The organism is Metapseudomonas otitidis, assembly GCF_011397855.1.
Lineage (GTDB): Bacteria > Pseudomonadota > Gammaproteobacteria > Pseudomonadales > Pseudomonadaceae > Metapseudomonas > Metapseudomonas otitidis.
This window is the reverse complement of record NZ_AP022642.1, coordinates 1,244,271-1,259,714: the sequence shown is the minus strand read 5'-3', so window position 1 is coordinate 1,259,714 and position 15,444 is coordinate 1,244,271. Positions and strand designations below refer to the sequence as shown.

Genomic DNA, 15,444 nt, shown 5'->3' with positions numbered 1-15,444 from the left:
GGGATCATTCCAGTAGCAGTTGGCGGGCGAGCCGCTCGACGTAGGCTTCGTCCTGGCCGTTGGGGTGGGCTTCGAAGGCCAGGTGCAGGTATTCGTGGGTCAGGTCGAGGCGGTCCTGCAGGGAAAACAGGCCGCGCACGAAGATGCGCCGCCGCTCGCGGTCGACATGGGGTCGGCCGGAGGCCAGGCGGCACACCGAGAACTGCGGGATTTCAGCGTAGCCCGGCTCGGCGTCCAGCACCGGGCGCCACTCACGGCGCTGGCGGCGCAGCCAGTCCTCGGCGTTGGGCAGGGCCTGGCAGGCTGCCACGGGCTTGTCCCAGCGGCTGAGGCTGGCGCGGGGGAAGGCACGGGCGAGGATGCTGTCGTAGCGCACGCCCTCCTTGGCCTCCGCCACGGCCTGCTGCCAGGACAGGCGATCCGGGCCGGCGCGCTCGCTGTGGTAGGTCACCGTGCTGCCGGCCAGCACCAGGTCGGCGGTCCAGGCGGCGATGGTGCGACTGGCAGCGGAAGCCGGGCGGGGGGCGACCCGCTGGCTGGAACTGCTGTCGTCGATGACCAGGCACTCGCCACGGCGTACGGCGTTCTGCACCAGGTAGGTCCGCACTGCCACGGCCAGGGCCTTGGCGGCCTCGGCGGGTTCGGCTGCCGCCTCGCGGTCGAGCACGCGGGCCACATAGTCCTCGCGCTCCAGGTGAGCGGTCAGCGCCAGGCCATCGTCACGGCGCTCGAGGAAGAGCTCGCCCTGGCTTTCGATGTCCAGGCGGTTGCCGTTCTCGAACAGCACCTGATAGCGCCCGCGCAGGGCACCGGGCGCCACAGGCGTGGACTGGCCGGCGAGGCTCACCTCGCGCAGCGGATAGCGGCTGAACAGGCGCACCTCCACGCAGCTGCCCGGCTCGCGGGGCCAGCTCACCGGCAACGTGCGTTCGAGCACCTCGGCGTACTGCCCGAGAACGCGCTGGCTGGTGCCGGGGCCGCCGGCCCAGACCGGCGTGCCGTCGTTCAGCCAGCCGGCGAAGCCGCCCTGGCGGGCCTGGGGATCGGCGTCGGCGAGCCAGCTCCAGGTCTTCACCCGCAGGCGCGCGCCCAGGGTGGCGAGCACGCCGGCATCACGGGCCTGGAGCGGTACATCGAGCAGCACGCGGCGGGCCTCGTCCTGGGCCGGCAGGGTCTGCAGCTGGGCCAGCAGGTCGGCCACCGGGACCCGCGCCTCAGGCTTCAGCGCATCGAGGCGTTGCAGCCAGGCCGGGGCACTGCGTGCCTGCCAGTAACGGGACCAGTCATCCGGGGTCACCCCGAGACGTGCCGGATCGAAGTACAGGCCGCAGGATTTCACCAGCGCCTGGTCACGGTCGATGCGTTCGCCGGGGTTGCAGCAATACACCTCGTCACGGTCGTGGCCGAGGCACTGGTAGCCGGGGTCTGGCTGTTGCCGGTCCACCAGGTAGACATAGACGAAGAGTTTCCACAGGCTGCCCAGGGGCGCCTGGCGCTCGGCGGGCAAGGGACCGCGCGCCAACACGCGGCTGCGGTCCAGTTCGAGCAGTTCGTTACCGGCCGGGGTACGCCAGGCCAAGGCGAGGGGCGCCTCGGCGGCCCCCACCGGGAGGGCCGCCAGCGCCAGCAGCGCAGCGGCCACGCGCAGGCCCCTGGTCAATCTCAATCGACCTTGATCTGTCCCAGCGCCGGTTCGCTCTCCAGCGCCTGCTCCTGCGGCGCGTAGAGGCGGACGTAGCGCGCCGGCGGCAGCTGGAACTCGCCTTTCTGCGAGAAGCGCACCAAGTGACGCAGCACCAGGGCACCTTCCAGGCGATCCACCGGGACGGCGTAGACCATCTGCCCCGGCTCGTTGCGGGCCTTCTCCAGGGCGGAGGCTTCCTCGCCTTCCAGGCCGGAGACCTGGATGCCCCAGGTGGTGCGCTCGACATCGGCACCGGGCGGCAGCGGCACTTCCAGCAGGCCGTAGCGCAGGGCGCGGCCGGCCTGGGCGTTCAGCACCACTTCGTCCAGGTAGAGGGCGTCGCTGGAGATGTCACCGGGCTTGGCTTCTTCGGCCTTGAAGGTGAAGGGCTCGCTGCCCGGCACCAGGCGCAGCAGGCGGCGGCTGATCTCCACCGGCAGTGCGGCACCCGCGCCGGCAGCCTGGGCGCTCTGGTAATCCAGGCGCACGTCCACCGGGTGGGCCAGGTCGGTCGGCAGGTCGAGGGTGGCGGGCACGCCCTGGCCATGCCACTGCCAGTAGCGTTCGCCGCTGTCGCCTTCGCGGGCCTGCCAGTCGCCTTGCGGGGCGATGGCCAGGTCCGGGCCGGCCTTGTCCAGGCTGCGCTGCAGCCAGGTCAGGGCCAGGGCACGCTCGACGGTGGACTGCCCCGGCGCCAGGCGCTTGAGCAGGGCAGCCGCACGCACCGGGTCGGCCCCATTGAGGTACAGGCCGAGGGCTTCAGCGAAGGGCTGCTGGCTGGCGGACAGGCGCTCGCGGGCGGCACCCAGCTGGGCGTCCAGCGCTGCCGGCACGCGGACTTGCAGCTGACGGGCGAGACCGGCAGTGAGCACGCGGGCAGCCGCCAGGCCGAGGGACGACTCCGGTGCGGCCATCACCAGGCTGGCGCGGCCGTCGTCCACCTCGGGCACGTCCTCGCCGTCACCGGCGGCGGCCAGGTCGGCCATCAGGCCTTCCATCAGGGTGTTCACCGGCAGGCCCATGTCGCGGGCGAAGGCCAGCACCAGGGCACGTTGCAGCAGCGGGGTGTTGGGGGCCTGGGCGGCGTAGGTGTCCAGCACGCGCTGCCAGTGGTCCGGCGGCAGCTGAACCTCCAGGGCACGGCTGGTGTACCAGTCGGCGTAGTAGGCGTAGGCGGTGAGGAAGGCGTCGGCATCGGCCTCGTCGCCCCACCAGGTGAACACCGCTTCCGGGCCGGCCATCTGCACCAGGCGCAGGCGACCGGTCTGCATGACCAGGCGCAGGCGGTCGCTCACGCGGCGCTCGCCCTGAGCCAGGGTCGGGTAGGCCACGGCCAGCGGCAGCAGGCGGCTGGCGGTCTGCTCGACGCCGCCATAGGGGTAGGCGAGCAGGTCGTCGAGGGCGCCACGGAACAGGGCCTGGCCATTGTCGTCCTGGCGCAGGCGGATGGCGCTGGCGTCGGCCGGCAGGCCCAGCTCGGTCTTGCCGGCGTAGGCCACCAGGCTCTTGCTCTGGGCACTCGGCCAACCGTCGGCGGCCAGGTGCAGGGCCACGTCGAGGGCATCGACGGCCTGGCCGTCACGCACCAGTTCGGCGTGGAAGTCCCCTTCGGCCACGGCCGGAACCGTCAGCGGCAGGTAGTTGATGCCCTTGGCCAGTTCCACCGTGGTGCGCTGTTCCTGGCCGGCGTAACGGGTCACCAGCTCGGCCTTGGAACCGGCTTCACCCTGGTTGAAGGCGAACAGGCCGAGGGTCGGGCGGTCGCCCTTGCGGAAGCTGGTGGGGCCGCTCCACTTGAGGTACAGCGGCTTCTCGGAGCGCACGAACTGGCGCTTCTGGCCCACCTGGCCATCGGCGTTCATGGCCCGCGCGGTGATGCGCCAGCGGGTCAGGGAGTCCGGCACGCGGAAGCTGAAGCGCACCTTGCCGTTGGCGTCGGTGACCAAGTCCGGCTGCCAGGCAGCGGTGTCCACGTCCTCGCGGCGCGGACGCTCAAGCACCTTCACGCCACGGTCGCTGCGGTTGGCGCGGCCGGGCGCGGTGGCGCTGCCGGGCAGGGCCAGGTCGTAGGCGATGAACGAGAGGCTGGCGCTGGTGCGCACGTTGTTGCGGCGCGGGTGGTAGAAGAACTGGTCGATGCCCGGGGCGATCTCCGGCTGCAGTGCGTAGATCATCTCGTCCACCACGCTGACGGTGAGGCGCGAGGCGGTGGGCTTGCCTTCGTAGCGGGTGGTCAGCTCGACGGTGACGGTGTCACCCGGGCGGGCCACTTCCTTGTCGGCCACCACCTCGATGTCGATCTGCGGCGTGGCCACCTTGATGCCGGCGTTCTGGAAGCTGTAGTCGCCGCCACGGGTGTACAGCGCGGAGAAGGTGATGTTGGGCGAGAAGGTCTTGCCCACCGGGATACGCGCGCGGTACTGGGTGTCGGAGAGGCGCTCCAGCTTCAGCCAGTCGCCGCCCTTGGACAGCAGCGCGGTGGCTTCCACCTTGTCGCGCTCAAGGGTCAGCAGGGCATCGCTCACCGGCTCGGGGAAGGTGATCAGCGCCAGGGCTTCCTCGCCGGCCTTGTACTCGGCCTTGTCGAGGACGATCTCGATGGTGCCGGCCACGGACTTCACGCCGTCGCCGCTGACCGAGTGGCCGGTGGCGCCGAGGATCAGGCCCTTGTCGTCCTTCAGCGTGATGCTGTAGGTGCCGGGACGCTCGAACTTCAGGTCGAAGCCGTCGCTGCCGCCGGCCAGGGTGCCGCCCTGGGTGCTCTGGTCTTCCAGGCGGACCCAGTCGTAGCGGGCCGGCTTGAGGTCGCTCGGGCGCTCGCTGCGGAAGCTGAAGTGCACCGACTCACCGGCGCTGCTGAAGCGCTGCGGCGCGGTCAGGGCGTAGCGGGCGGCGCCGCGCTCGATGAGGATCTCCTTGCTGGTGCGCACGCGGTAGGCGGCGCCGTCGCTGGCGAACACGGTGAGCAGGTAGCGGCTGGGCTTCTCGGCGGCCGGCAGGTTGAGTTCGGCACGGCCCTGGGCGTCGGTGGTGAGCTCGGTGCTCTCCAGCTCCACCGGGAACTGCCCGAGGTACTGCAGCTCGTTGTCGATCATCGACAGCTGCTGGGCGCGCAGGCTCAGTTGCAGGCGGGCGTTGGCCACCGGCTTGCCGTCCGGGTAGAGCAGCACCAGGGCGCCCTTGACCGGTTCGCCGGTGCGGAAGTCCGGCTTGGCCAGGTCCAGCGACACTTCGAAGTGCGGCTTGATGTACTCGGCCACGCGGAAGGCGCTGCTGTAGATCTGGTCGCGGTAGCGGAAGCGCAGTTCATAGCCACCGGCCACGGCGTTGCGCGGCAGCTGGAAGCGACCCTGGGTGCCGGACTGGCCGTCCAGCGCCAGGTCCAGGGTCTGCAGCTCGGTGCCGTTGGCGTCGAGCACGCTGAGCTTCAGCGGCGCGGCGGTGGGGGCGACCGAGTCGCGGGCGTTCTTGAATTCGCGGCCGACGATCTTCACCTCGACCCAGTCGCCCGGGCGGTACAGCGGGCGGTCGGTGAAGGCGTAGAGCTTGGTGTCGTAGATCTCGCTGTCGTAATAGAAGTTCTCGGAGACGAACACGCCGCCCTCGGCGTCCTCGCCCAGCACGTAGGAGCGCTCGGGGCTGCCGTGGCCAAGGCGCAGCAGGCCCTGGGCATCGGTGGTGCCGCTGGTCATCACGCCCAGGCCGTCGCTCCACAGCACCTTGGCATCGGCCACGGGCGTGCCTTCGTGCTTGCGGGCGGTCCACACCAGCAGCTCGTTGCCGGCGATCTTGCTCACGGCCACGGTGTTGGAGACGAACACCACGGTGGTGGCGCGGTACTTGCCGACGATGGCTTCGGTCAGGTACAGGCCGGGCTTGAGCTTGCCGAGGGGGATGTAGACGTTGCCCGGCTGGGTGCTGGTGAACTGGCTGGAAGAGCCGGCCAGCTCGACACCCTTCGGCGGTTCGATGGGCTTGGCCTGCCACAGCGGGTAGCGGAACTGCGCCACCATCGGCATGCCCTTGAGCGGTGCGTACTGCACCTGCGGGGTGAACTCGGTGGGCTGGCGGATGGCCTCGCCCATGCTCAGTTCGGGGGCTTCTTCGGTGACCTGCTTGCGCGACTCGTAGGAGAAAGCCCGCTGCATCACCCGACGCGACTTGCGGTACCAGTTGTCCCAGAGGTAGGCCAGGGTGTTGGACAGGCCCTCGCCCTTGAAGTCGCCCTCGGTGCTCACGCGGTGCAGGTTCTTCTGCCGCTTGAGGAAGTCGAGGGGGTTCTCGATGCGGTACACGCGGATGTCGACGCCGCCGTACTCCTCCATCCGGTAGCGACGGTAGTCGCGGCCGGGAGCCTCCAGGCGCACCTGGGCCACTTCATCGGTGGCGAAGCTGCTGTCGGAGAGCAGGAAGAAGGACTCGCCCGCCAGGGGCGTGTAGCCGCTGGCCGGCACCTCGTCCTCGGCCTGGGTGAGCGCCGGCAGGGCCAGGGGCAGCACCAGCGCCATCAGCGCGGCAGCGGACAGGCGCGCCGCACGGCGCAGGGGGCTGGCGTTCATCGGGCGAGGAAGTTCAGTCGATAGATGCCGATAAAGTTGGGGTTGGATTCGTCGGGGATCCATCGGGTGTCCTTCCATTTCATGAGTTGTTGCAGGCTGACGGAGCGCATGCCGTTATCGGTCGGGGTGCTGGTGCCGGTGTGGTAGGCGATTTCCCGCCCCATCCAGATCATCAGGTGCTGGTCATCACCCTGGTCGAAGAAGATCAGGTCGCCGGGACGGGCCTGGTTGAGGTCGCGGCCGGCGAACCGGCTGTTGTGCTGAATGAGTTTGATGGCGTTGACGTAGGGGCCGACCTTGCCACCGCCCTGCTGCCAGTTCTGCGCGAGCTGGCGCTGGGCGTCGCTCAGTTCCAGCTCCGGCGGCAGGTAGCGGTTGGACAAGCCATTAGCGCGTAGCCACTTGGCGTCGTGGACCTTGAGCGCCTCGTTGGCGGCGAAGCGCACCAGGCCGGCGCAATCCTGCTGGTGCCAGCGCGGGCTCGGGCCCTGGCGCAACTGCTCCTGGGCGATGCGCACGAACCAGGCGCGGAACACCTGGGACTGCTCGGGGTCGAGCCCCACCGTTTCGTCGGCGCGCAGCACCAGGCTCCACGCCATCAGCAGCGCGGCCAGCCCGAACGGCAGGCGACGGATCACAGGGAGCGCCATTCCAGGGGCAGCCATTCCCACGGGTCGCTGGCCTGGGTGTCGGCCGGCAGTGCCAGGGCGTACTTGCCGTGGCCACCGAGGGCCCGCAGCTTGGGCAGCAGGTGGGCTTCGGCGGCGTTGCGGAACACCGGCTCGTCGTTGCTCGGCAGGCTGTCGAGGGTTTCCCGCTCCAGCAGCTTGGCCAGGCCTTCGGGGGCCAGGTAGGCCGGCACCAGGGCGTCCTTGGGCAGGGTCTCGCCCAGGGGCGGGAAGCGCTTGTCGAGGGTATCCAGGCCCTTGGTCACCAGCTTGTCGTCCAGGGAGAACAGCAGGGTGTCGCCATGGCGCGCCAGGCTCACGTGGAAGTAGCCACGGGAGGCCAGGGCATCGGGGTTGGCGCTCTGGGATGCGGGGTACTGGCCGAAGTTGGAACCGACGTCGCGGGCCCAGATGCGGGCGGCGCCACGGGTCTGGCTCTCCAGCGGGAAGCGGCCGCCTTCGGCATAGGGTTCGAAGGCACCGATCACCGAGCCGAACAGGCCTTCGATGGCCGGGTCCATCTGGCCGGAGGCCGCCTCGTCGAGGTGGGCCACCAGCAGCGGCGAATGCAGGCGGGAGTCGGCGTACCAGCACAGGCCGGCGGTGGTGCCGAGGCGCTTGCCGAGCTGTTCGGTGACCTCCTTGCCGGCACCGACGCGGTCCAGCAGGCGGGCATTCACGCCCGGTGCCACGGGCAGCGCGACGCAGGCGCTGGCGCCCATGGGCATGGCTTGCCACACGGGCTTGAAGTCGAACTTGGCCTGGTCGTCTACCTCGTTGAGGGCGACGTAGCTGCGCCAGCCCTTGTCGTCCATCTCGAAGCGCAGGCCGGCGAAGCTGGGCAGGAAGCGCTGGTAGCCGAAGGCGAGGAATTCGCCGCCCAGGGCGATGCGCTGCTGTTCCTGGCCACGGGCCTTGAGGCCGAAACGCTCGGGGAAGGGATCGTCGCCGGCCATCAGGCCTTCGACCGTCTCGGTCTCGGCGCGGGCCAGCTTGCCGGATTCGTCCAGCAGCATGCCGGGGCTAGAGAGCACCAGCAGCTTGTCGCCATGACTGGCCAGCAGCACCGAGCGCTCGCCCAGGTAGCGCAGGCTGTAGAGCGGCACGCTGTCGCCGTCCACCCGCAGCTCGCCCACCTGGCTCAGCTGGGTGTCGTCCAGGGCGGCGTGGGCCAGGGGCTCCAGCACGCGGGCCAGGCCGCCGCGCTGCAGGGTCACCAGCACGTGTTTGAGCTTGCCGTCGGCACCCCGCCAGGCCGCGACTTCGGCAGGCTGGTCGAGCAGTTCGTCGATCAGCGAGTCCTGCAGCTTGAGGTCGTGCTCGTAGATGATGCGACGCAGGCTGCCGGCCAGGCCGAGGCGGTCGGCGTTGTCCTGGTAGTAGAAGACGAAGTCCTCGGTGAGGGTGTCGCGCAGCAGCGGCACCGCGAGGATGTCCTTGGGCAGGCGGCTGAGGGAGGTGCTTTCGATCAGGGCGTCAGGGCGCTTGAGGTCCAGCCCCAGGGCGCTCTGTTCGGCCAGGTCGCGCGGCTCCTGCTTGTCGCAGCCCCCCAGCAGGCTGGCGGCCGCCAGCGGCAGCAGCAGGCCGAGGGCCAGAGCGCGCGGGTGACGCGCCAGGGCAGTGCGGGCGCTTTCAGGAGTGGTGTTCTGGTTCATGGTGAAAAACCCCGGTTCATCCACGCGGCGGGACATCAGAAGTTGAAGGATTTGACGAGCACCAGCTCACCGATGGCCCGCAAGGGCACGACGAAGGACTCACGCTTCTCGTTCACGGTGTTCTCGTTGAACACCAGGCTGATCTGCGACGTGATGACCTCGTTCTGGTTGCTGCCGGCTTCGAAGTTGTAGCCATTGGCGCCGTAGTTGCCCCAGTAGTTCACGTACACCAAGTAGGTGCCGTGCAAGGGCGCGGCCATGGTGAACATTTCCGGGCCGGGGCCGTCGACGCTGTCGGTGTCCAGGCCGCCGCCGTTGCTCATCACCGGGTCGGCCCAGAAGGCATGCTGGCCGTCGGGGGTGACGATGTGCAGGTCGAGTTCGGCCTTGGGATCGTCCCAGCCGAGCACCACGCGCAGGCGCGCCGGGGTGCGGCCGGTGTTGGCTTCGTAAAACTGCACGCGTTTGAGCGACTTGCCGTCGCCAGACACCACTTCGACGCTGTTGGAGCCGGCGCCGAACGCGTACGGGCGGACGAAACGTCCGGCGTCATCGGTGTAGAGCGGCAGTGGGTTGCCGTTGACCACCAGACGGTGCGGCGGGCGGACGTGGCCGATGTTGGCCAGGCGGCCTTCGATGAGGGTGCGGTTGCGCTGTGCGCCCCGGTCGATGGGCGGCGTCGGGTAGGCAACCGCCGGGTTTTCGCTGCGATCGAGCAGGCCGGCGTAGCGCCAGCCAGCACTGGGCCCCTCCAGCGTCGCGGACGGCTCGGCCGCCCAGACAAGGGGGGCCAGGAGCAGCAGGCTGAGCAGCGAAACGGCGCGCATGTTTAATCCGTTAATGGCGCAAAGGCCGCGATGCTAGCCCTCCCCACGCCAAGACGCAACGCGCGGGACCGAGGAGTCGGAAGCGCCTCACATTTTGATACAGCTTGCCCAAGGCCGCGCAGGCCGGGGCACCGGGCCTAGATCAGGCCCAGCAGCTGCAGGCTCAGCAGGCCGATGTTGGTGGTCACCACGGCGGCCAGGGTGGTGATGACGATGATGGAGGCAGCCAGCGCATGGTTGCCGTTCACCGCCCGCGCCATGACGAAGCTGGCGGCAGCCGTGGGGCTGCCGAAGTAGAGGAAGAGGATCGCCAGCTCGGCCTGGCGGAACCCCAGGGCCCAGGCACCGGCGGTGGCCAGCAGCGGCAGCCAGACCATCTTCATCAGGCTGGAGCTGATGGCCAGGCGGCCGCTCTCGCGCAGGGACGCCAGCGACAGGGTGCCGCCGATGCAGATCAGCGCCAGCGGCAGGGTCATCTGGGCGAAGTACTCGCCGGAGGTGATCAGCCAGGCCGGCAGCGGCAGTTGCAGGTAGGCCACGGGGATGGCGGCGAGCACGCCGATGATCAGCGGATTCTTCAGCACGCCCTTGATCAGGCTCCAGGGATCGGCGCGCATGCCCGGTGCATAGACCGTCAGCACGATGGAGGACAGGGTGTTGTAGCAGAGGATTACCACACCCCCGAGCAACCCGCCCACCGACAGGCCGTAGTCGCCGTACATGCTGGTGGCCAGGGCGAGGCCGATGATGCCGTTGTTTCCACGGAACGCGCCCTGGGTGTAGATGCCCCGGTCCGCCTCCGGGCAGCGCCAGAGGGCCCAGAGCCAGGCCAGGCCGAAGCAGCCCAGGGTGGCCACGATGAAGTAGGCGATGAGCGCGGGCTGCAGGGCGGTGCTCAGGTCCGCCTTGATGATGCCGAGGAACAGCAGGGTCGGCATGGTGCCACGGAAGACCAGGCTGGAGGCGGTGTCGATGAAGGGAGCGTCGATCCAGCCCAGACGGCGCAGCAACACGCCGAGGAACAGCATGGAGAACACCGGGGCGGTGATGCCGAGGATCTGCTGGACGACGGAGAACATGACGGGCCTGGGCGGGATTGGTTAGGCGGCTAAGAATACCAAGGCCCGGCCACCAGTGGCTTTCAGGACGCTTTCAGGGGAAGAAAAACCGGAGGGCTCTTAGCGACCCTTGGCTTGAGGGAGGAGGCTTGATCGCGGATGACCCCGTGCCTGTGGGGTAGCAGCGCGGCGCGCCGATTGGCGACTGAAGTCGCCCCTGCAGGTGCGGTGTCGTAGGCGTAGCCCGGACTTCAGTCCGGGGCTGGTCGCCCACCCCGCTCCCGGGCTGAAGCCCGGGCTACGGAGCGCGTTGCGTCCGTCTCAGCGACGGACCGGGCGCTTCTGCAGCTTGCGCTGCAGGGTGCGGCGGTGCATGCCCAGGGCGCGGGCGGTGGCGGAGATGTTGCCATCGTGCTCGGCCAGCACGCGCTGGATGTGTTCCCACTGCAGGCGATCCACCGACATGGGGTTTTCCGGCACCAGGCTTTCCACATCGGCCTGCTGGGACAGCAACGCGGTCAGCACGTCGTCGGCGTCGGCCGGCTTGCACAGGTAGTTGGTGGCGCCGCGTTTGATGGCCTCCACGGCGGTGGCGATGCTGGAGTAGCCGGTGAGGATGACCACCCGCATGTCCGGGTCCAGCTCCAGCAGCTTGGGCAGCAGCACCAGGCCGGAGTCGCCTTCCATCTTCAGGTCCAGCACGGCGTAGTCCGGCAGGTCGTCCTTGGCCAGGGCCAGGCCCTCGTCGGCCGAGCCGGCCACCGACACGCGCAGGCCCCGGCGGCTCATGGCGCGGGCCATGACGCGGGTAAAGGTGGCGTCGTCGTCCACCAGCAGCAGGTGGGGCTGTTCTTCGCCGTCGATCAGGGGTTCTTCGCTCATGTCGAGTCCTCTCGTGGTGGGCTCAGGCGACACCGTGGCTGCGGGGTAGGCGCAGCTCGGTGAGGGTACCGCCCTCTTCGTGGTTGTACAGCTTCACCGTGCCACCGGCGCGCGTCACGCTGGCCTGGCTGAGGAACAGGCCGAGGCCGAATCCCTTGCCCTTGGTGGTGAAGAAGGGCCGGCCGAGTTGCTCGGCGATGGCCAGGGGAACGCCGGCGCCCTGGTCGCGGATGCTCAGCACCATCCATTGATGGTCCCAGTCCAGGCGAATGTCGAGTTTCTCCGGACAGGCGTCGGCAGCGTTGTTCAGCAGGTTCAGCAGGGCCTGGGTCAGGTCGGCCGGCGGGCGCAGGCGCGGCGCCAGGCCAACGCCCAGGCACTGGTAGCGGTAGGTGGCTTCCGGGCGCATCAGGTGCCAGCGGTTGAGGGTCGCCTCCAGCCATTCCACGGCGGTCTGGTCCACCACGGCCTGGCGGCGGTCCGCCTCGGCAGCGCGCACCAGTTGCTGCAGGGTTTCCTTGCACAGCTTCACCTGTTCCTGCAGCAGCGCCAGGTCGTCCTGCAGGGCCGGCTTGTCGCCGTACTCCTGGCGCAGCTCCTTGAGCAGCACGCTCATGGTCGCCAGCGGGGTGCCCAGCTCGTGAGCGGCACCGGCGGCCTGGGTGGCCACGGCCAGCAACTGCTGGTCACGCATGCTTTCCTCGCGGCGCACGGCGCGCAGCTGGTCCTGGCGGCGCAGCTCCTCGGTCATGCGGGCGGCGAAGAAGGTGATCAGCGCCGCCGCCAGGGCAAAGCTCAGCCACATGCCGTAGATCAGCATCGCCTCGCGCTGTTCCACCGGCATCTCCAGCGGGTGGAACCACACCAACAGCAAGGTGTACGCCGCCAGCGCCAGCCCCGCCAGCACCAGGGTGTAGACCCAGGGCAAGGTGGCGGCAGCGATGGTCAGCGGCACCAGGTAATAGGAAACGAAGGGGTTGGTGGAGCCGCCCGAGTAATAGAGCAGCACGCTGTGGATGACCAGGTCGCAGGCCAGCTGCACCGAATACTCCAGCTCGGTGACCGGCCACGGGCCGCGCAGGCGCAGGGTGGTGCTCACACAGAGCACCAGCGACACCGCCAGGGTCACCGACAGCTCCAGCCAGGGCAGTTCCAGCAATTGCGCGCGGTAGGCAAGGCCCACCGAACCGGCCTGGGCGGCCAGTACGAGCACACGGATGAGGGTCAGACGCAGGAGGTTCTGCCGGCTGGCGGACAGGTGGTGTAAGGGTTCGAGCATGGGCACTCCAAGAATTCGGCGGAGTATAACCAAGGCGCCTGGCGCACCGCTGATATGCGTCAACTCGCCGCATCGTTGCGCAGCGGTGGCTCATGGACAGCGCGACTGCACAGCCTGCGTGCCAGAGCGGTGGAAAGGCGAGGCCGTGATCGAACGAAAAAAATTCCTGCGGTCTTAACCCGGACCGCACGGAACGCCCGTCTACCCTGTTGACTGCCGCAAACCGCGCGCGCACCCACTGCCTCTCACAAGGAGCCGACATGCAAGCCATCACCCGCCTCTCCGCCGCCCTCGCCCTGGCCACCGCCGCCTTCGCCAGCCTCCCGGCCATGGCCGACGAGGCGCGCTACAACCAGGTGGCCCTGCGTGCCGAGGTCAGCCAGGACGTGGCCCATGACCTGATGCACGTCACCCTGTTCAGCGAATCCGAGAACAGCGACCCGGCCAAGCTGGCCGCCGAGATCACCCGCACCCTCAACGCCGCCGTCGAGAAGGCCCGCGCCACCAAGGGCATCACCGTCAGCCTCGGCAGCCGCAACAGCTACCCGGTCTACGACGACAAGGGCCAGAAGATCACCCGCTGGCGCGAGCGCGCCGAAGTGCGCCTGGAAAGCGCCGACTTCGCCGCCCTGTCCCAGCTCAGCGCCGACCTGATGGGCAGCCTGAAGATGGCCGGCATGGACTTCAGCATCGCCGACGCCACCCGCAAGAAGAACGAAGACGCCCTGCTGAAGGATGCCGTCGACGCCTTCAAGGCCCGCGCCCAACTGGCGACCCAGGCCCTGGGCGGCTCCGGCTACAAGCTGGTGAGCCTCAACCTCAACAGCGACGGCTTCCAGCCGCGCCCGATGATGGCCATGCGCGCCGCCAAGGCCAGCATGATGATGGCCGAAGACGCCCCGGCACCGGAGATCGAAGCCGGCACCAGCCGCGTCAACGTCACCGCCGATGGCGTCATCGAGGTGCAGATGCCCTGACACGGGGCCAGGGCCACCCGCACGAACGGGTGGCCCCAGGCTGCGAACGGTCGCGAACTTGCAGAATTGCGACACCGCCTTACAGCATCGCCACAGCTTCTACACTCATGTCCCACCATGGCTTGCCTCGGGCATGTGCCATGCATAGTTTCGGGCGAGGCGCCTTACGAGGGCGCCCCTCACGATGACAAACACAACAAGACATGAGGTCAAAATGCGTAAAAACGCCGTCATCCAAGCGCTTCTCGCCGCCGGGCTGATCGCCGGCGCACCGCTGGCCAGCGCCGCCGGGAACCTGGTGTTCTGCTCCGAAGGCAGCCCCGCCGGCTTCGACCCCGGCCAGTACACCACCGGCACCGACTTCGACGCCGCCGCCGAGACCGTCTTCAACCGCCTGACCCAGTTCGAGCGAGGCGGCACCGCCGTCATCCCCGGCCTGGCGGAGAAGTGGGACGTCTCCCCCGACGCCCTCACCTACACCTTCCACCTGCGCCCGGGCGTGAAGTTCCACACCACCGAGTACTTCAAGCCCACCCGCACCTTCAACGCCGACGACGTGCTGTTCACCTTCCAGCGCATGCTCGACAAGGACCACCCGTTCCGTAAGGCCTACCCCACCGAATTCCCCTACTTCACCGACATGGGCATGGACGCCAACATCGCCAAGGTCGAGAAGCTGGACGACATGACCGTCAAGTTCACCCTCAACCAGGTGGACGCGGCCTTCATCCAGAACCTCGCCATGAGCTTCGCCTCCATCCAGTCCGCCGAATACGCCGACCAGTTGCTCAAGCAGGGCAAGGCCGCCGACCTCAACCAGAAGCCCATCGGCACCGGCCCGTTCGTGTTCAAGCGCTACCAGAAGGACGCGCAGATCCGCTTCGCCGGCAACAAGGACTACTGGAAGCCCGAGGACGTGAAGATCGACAACCTGATCTTCGCCATCAACACCGACGCCTCCGTGCGCATGCAGAAGCTCAAGGCCGGCGAGTGCCAGATCACCCTCTTCCCCCGCCCCGCCGACCTCGAGGCCCTGAAGAAGGACACCAACCTCAACATGCCGTCCCAGCCGGGCTTCAACCTCGGCTACATCGCCTACAACGTCACCCACAAGCCCTTCGACAAACTCGAAGTGCGCCAGGCGCTGGACATGGCGGTGAACAAGAAGGCCATCATCGACGCCGTCTACCAGGGTGCCGGCCAACTCGCCGTCAACGGCATGCCGCCGACCCAGTGGTCCTACGACGAGACCATCAAGGACGCCGGCTACAACCCCGACAAGGCCAAGGAACTGCTCAAGGCCGCCGGGGTGGCCGAAGGCACCGAGATCACCCTCTGGGCCATGCCCGTGCAGCGCCCCTACAACCCCAACGCCAAGCTGATGGCCGAAATGCTCCAGGCCGACTGGGCCAAGGTCGGCATCAAGGCCCGCATCGTCACCTACGAATGGGGCGAGTACATCAAGCGCGCCAAAGGCGGCGAGCACGACGCCATGCTGATCGGCTGGAGCGGCGACAACGGCGACCCGGACAACTGGCTCGGCACCCTCTATGGCTGCGACGCCATCGACGGCAACAACTTCTCCAAGTGGTGCAACACCGGCTACGACAAGCTGATCAAGCAGGCCAAGGCCACCCCCGACCAGGCCCAGCGCACCGAGCTGTACAAGCAGGCCCAGCACATCCTCAAGGACCAGGTGCCGATCACCCCGATCGCCCACTCCACGGTCTACCAGCCGATGCGCAAGAACGTGCAGGACTTCAAGATCAGCCCGTTCGCCCTCAACTCGTTCTACGGCGTGAGCGTCGGCAAGTAACCCGGCAGGCGGGGCAGCACGCCCCGCCCTCCCGGCACC

The 15,444-nt window shown here is 68.6% G+C and carries 10 protein-coding genes; 2 read left to right on the top strand and 8 right to left on the bottom strand.

Features of this window, described 5'->3' with window-relative positions:
* Window positions 1–4: 4 nt before the first annotated feature.
* The 8 genes from PotMrB4_RS05885 to PotMrB4_RS05850 form a co-directional block, all read right to left on the bottom strand.
* On the bottom strand, window positions 5–1,660 hold the full coding sequence (locus PotMrB4_RS05885; protein ID WP_232060799.1) for a DUF2300 domain-containing protein: 1,656 nt from the start codon (window positions 1,658–1,660) through the stop codon (window positions 5–7).
* Between the two features lie 2 nt (window positions 1,661–1,662).
* Window positions 1,663–6,243 carry an alpha-2-macroglobulin family protein gene (locus PotMrB4_RS05880; protein WP_232060798.1) on the bottom strand — a complete coding sequence of 1,527 codons (4,581 nt, stop codon included), beginning with the start codon at window positions 6,241–6,243 and terminating at the stop codon, window positions 1,663–1,665.
* Complete coding sequence (locus tag PotMrB4_RS05875; protein ID WP_107329472.1) at window positions 6,240–6,878, bottom strand: DUF1175 domain-containing protein; 639 nt, start codon at window positions 6,876–6,878, stop codon at window positions 6,240–6,242. The genes PotMrB4_RS05880 and PotMrB4_RS05875 overlap by 4 nt, the downstream gene beginning before the upstream one ends.
* On the bottom strand, window positions 6,878–8,566 hold the full coding sequence (locus tag PotMrB4_RS05870) for a DUF2138 domain-containing protein (protein ID WP_172432772.1): 1,689 nt from the start codon (window positions 8,564–8,566) through the stop codon (window positions 6,878–6,880). Before PotMrB4_RS05870 ends, PotMrB4_RS05875 begins: the two co-directional genes overlap by 1 nt.
* Window positions 8,567–8,601: 35 nt before the next feature.
* Window positions 8,602–9,393 (bottom strand): YfaP family protein, encoded by a 792-nt coding sequence (locus PotMrB4_RS05865; RefSeq protein ID WP_074971640.1) that lies wholly within the window; start codon window positions 9,391–9,393, stop codon window positions 8,602–8,604.
* A 137-nt stretch (window positions 9,394–9,530) separates the two neighbouring features.
* A complete protein-coding gene (locus tag PotMrB4_RS05860; RefSeq protein ID WP_172432771.1) occupies window positions 9,531–10,472 on the bottom strand; it encodes an AEC family transporter in 942 nt (313 codons plus the stop codon).
* Between the two features lie 300 nt (window positions 10,473–10,772).
* Window positions 10,773–11,333, bottom strand: a complete 561-nt coding sequence (locus PotMrB4_RS05855; RefSeq protein ID WP_044409812.1) for a response regulator transcription factor — start codon at window positions 11,331–11,333, stop codon at window positions 10,773–10,775.
* A gap of 22 nt (window positions 11,334–11,355) precedes the next feature.
* Entirely contained in the window at window positions 11,356–12,612 is a 1,257-nt protein-coding gene (locus tag PotMrB4_RS05850) for an ATP-binding protein (RefSeq protein WP_044409815.1), read from the bottom strand.
* Between the two features lie 260 nt (window positions 12,613–12,872).
* On the opposite strand from PotMrB4_RS05850, the gene PotMrB4_RS05845 reads away from it, so the two are divergent.
* Both PotMrB4_RS05845 and PotMrB4_RS05840 read left to right on the top strand, forming a co-directional pair.
* Entirely contained in the window at window positions 12,873–13,589 is a 717-nt protein-coding gene (locus tag PotMrB4_RS05845) for an SIMPL domain-containing protein (RefSeq protein ID WP_044409818.1), read from the top strand.
* Window positions 13,590–13,803: 214 nt separating this feature from the next.
* A complete protein-coding gene (locus PotMrB4_RS05840) occupies window positions 13,804–15,405 on the top strand; it encodes an ABC transporter substrate-binding protein (protein WP_172432770.1) in 1,602 nt (533 codons plus the stop codon).
* Window positions 15,406–15,444: the final 39 nt, after the last annotated feature.